The sequence below is a fragment of the Streptomyces canus genome (assembly GCF_001514145.1).
GTDB lineage: Bacteria > Actinomycetota > Actinomycetes > Streptomycetales > Streptomycetaceae > Streptomyces > Streptomyces canus.
Genome location: NZ_KQ948712.1, coordinates 1 through 2,706 on the forward strand (window position 1 = coordinate 1; position 2,706 = coordinate 2,706).

Sequence of the window (2,706 nt, forward strand, 5' to 3'; positions counted from 1 at the left end):
CGCCGGCCGAGGTCTTCGAAGAACAGCTACGCTCGCTGCAACAGCCCGGTGTTGCAACGACTGGTTGAACTCGCCCAATTCGGGTCCTGGGCATTCACCCAGCGCGCGAGGGCCTCCGGTCTGCTGCCTTCGATGGGCTCCATCGGGGACTGCGTGGACAACGCGATGATGGAGTCCTTCTGGGCCCGAGTCCAGGTCGAACTGCTCAACCGCAGACGGTGGAGGACACGGCTGGAGCTGTCCACCGCGCTCTTCGAGTACCTGGAAATCTTCCACAACCGCCAGCGCAGACACTCCGCCCTGGGCATGCTCAGCCCGGTGGAGTACGAACTCCGCACCCCACCACCAGTAGCCTGAATCCAAGCAACTCGACTCCACCCAACTCGGGACAGACCGTCGACTCCACCCAACTCGGGACAGACCGCAGCCTCCACCGATCCCGGAGCGGTTCATTACGAGCTCTTAGGGACGTTGGGGCCGTCCGGTTCCGGTTCGCTGGGCGGGCGCCCCACACTCGACAGTGTCTCGCGGGCTCGATCGTCGACGAAGCGAGTCACGAGATGCTGAGCCGCACCGAAAATGGCAGCCCAGGCCACTATTTGCGGACTGGAATCAAGATCGCTCAGACCGGGAATGAACGCACCCCTGATAAGCAGTACCCCTATGAAAGCGGTCAGGGCACCGGTGGGGAATTTGAGCAGGGCCGCCGATAGCGGCAACATATAGGGACTGCTCGTTCCCTGAATCCGGCGGAGAGAAGCAATGACCGTGAGAGCCGCGCCAGCCAGTCCTGCCGCCTCGACGACGAGAACGTCGACGTTCTGGGCGTAGTCACTCGGCACATATCCCCGATTGCGAGGAACTTCTCCAGAAGGGCACGCGGAGAATGCCTTTCCCTCGGGGAGGAAACACATGTTCAGTGAATCGGGGCAGAACCACCCCCAGGCAGCAAGCCCACCGGCACCAAGGAGAACGAAGAACGTCGCGATCCGCAAAATGATACTGAGGCTGCGAACTCTGCTAAATTCAGCATCCAGCGCATCGTACGAGGCACTCAGAGCGAGAACAAGAAGCTCGCGGTCTCCTGGCAGAGACGCCTTATCCCCCATCCGCTCTCCGAGAGCCTCCATCTTCACCCGAAGCGGGTCGACCGGGCGAAGATGCTGTTGAACGTGACTCACGACGTCCACGCTTCGGCTGATCAGATCTTCTTCCGAACACAGCTGCAGCAGCATCACGTCGGTTGCGCGCACATTGGCCCAGGTCCTCTCAAGGGCTGCGGCTCCCGAGAAAGGGCGGCGCTTCGCAGAGATGGCATGGCCCGCCTCTTCCAGTTGCCTCGCGATCCCCTCCAGGGTTTGCTTACGTTGACATTGCTCGGACGGGTTCTCTACCGCGCGACACCTCTCCCGATCTGCTTGCTGTTCCAGGTAGAGAATGCGTGCAGCAGCTCGCTCGCGCCAGGCTGTCCTGTGACTCCTGAACAGTTTGTTGGGTGCTTGAGGGAGCTGAGCCACATTCTTTCGCCGGGTCGGCTCGTAGGGGTGATCGCGCTTCGATTGATCAGCCGACGGCGCGCCCTCGCGTCCGAGGATGAGCGAAGTGACCCATAGAAGGATGAAGAAAAATATGCTCCCTCTGGGTCTATTCGTGTTTTCCGCGCTGCTCAAGACTTTCCTGTTGGTCATCTCGACCTCCAGTAAAGGATCCCCAGCTCAGCGTAGGACGGACAGCGAGCGCTTGCACGTCAGGAACGGTTGTCCGGGCGCCTACAATGCGCGCCTCTGTGGTCGGCTCGCCCCACCAAAGTCAGCAGAACTAAGGGCTCGCAGAGAATCGAGGTGTGGGTGTGTCAATCTAAGGGTCTTGTCTCACATTCGGTGGTGACGGAGCGTCGTAACGCGTCGTTGACAGTCGCGTAAGGGATGTCAGCGAGCTTGTTTCTATGGTGTGTTCGGGCCTGTGCCCACTGGTCATCGAGGACGTGGTCAACGAGGGTGAGCGGATCGGGGTGCGGGCGCGGACGCCGCAGGACATGGCACCGTGTCCGGTGTGCGGGGTGTCGTCGGGGCGGGTGCACGGCTACCACCGGCGGACTGTGGCTGACGTGCCGGTCGGCGGGAGGCGGGTGGTGGTCCGTGTGCGGCGTCTGGGGTGGCCTACCCCGGCTGCCGACACCGCGAGCAGCTGCCCGGGGTGCTGGGGGCGCGACGGACGATCTCGTTGGAGCGGCCTGAAGGTCGGTGCACTCTCCGGTGAGACTGGCGGCGGCCTCGACCGATACCAGCGGCGCACCACTCGTCTGACCAGGCAAGTCAAGGCCGTGGTCAAGGAGTTAGCGGGCCGGGCTGGGCACGTTTGCTGGCGATACTCGCGGCAGGCTCGGCTCACAGCAGCAGCGTACTGAGGTTGCTCATGCTCCGTACCTCCTTCAACTGTCCCAAGTTGAACGGCATTCGCCTACATCCCGGGATGCGACCACGCAACCGAAAGCGGATGATGGAGTGGTCGGGAGCCTAGAGTCCATTCCCGGAGTGGAGTGTGTGGCAGTGGTCGGCCGACGCAGGGCCGTTCACTGAGCGTTTTCAACTCGGCCATCGATCGGGTGACGCCGACACGGTGCGCAACGCACGAGGCTCCCGTGCCGTTGGGGGAGGTGTTCGAAGTCTCAACCCACAGGCACAGGAGCCGCGTTGGTTCCGTATT

The 2,706-nt window shown here is 62.5% G+C and carries 2 protein-coding genes and 1 pseudogene; 2 read left to right on the top strand and 1 reads right to left on the bottom strand.

All coding sequences use genetic code 11. From position 1 onward, the window contains the following. The coding region (locus AQJ46_RS55225; protein WP_208617147.1) for an IS3 family transposase at nt 1-357 on the top strand (357 nt) is incomplete at its 5' end. A 95-nt stretch (nt 358-452) separates the two neighbouring features. Here AQJ46_RS55225 and AQJ46_RS53890 read toward each other — a convergent pair. Continuing rightward, nucleotides 453-1,688, bottom strand: a complete 1,236-nt coding sequence (locus AQJ46_RS53890; RefSeq protein WP_225887686.1) for a hypothetical protein — start codon at nt 1,686-1,688, stop codon at nt 453-455. Between the two features lie 257 nt (nt 1,689-1,945). Here AQJ46_RS53890 and AQJ46_RS53895 point away from each other — a divergent pair. Next, a pseudogene (locus AQJ46_RS53895) lies at nt 1,946-2,421 on the top strand (transposase family protein); the annotation flags it as partial. Between the last annotated feature and the right edge of the window lie 285 nt (nt 2,422-2,706).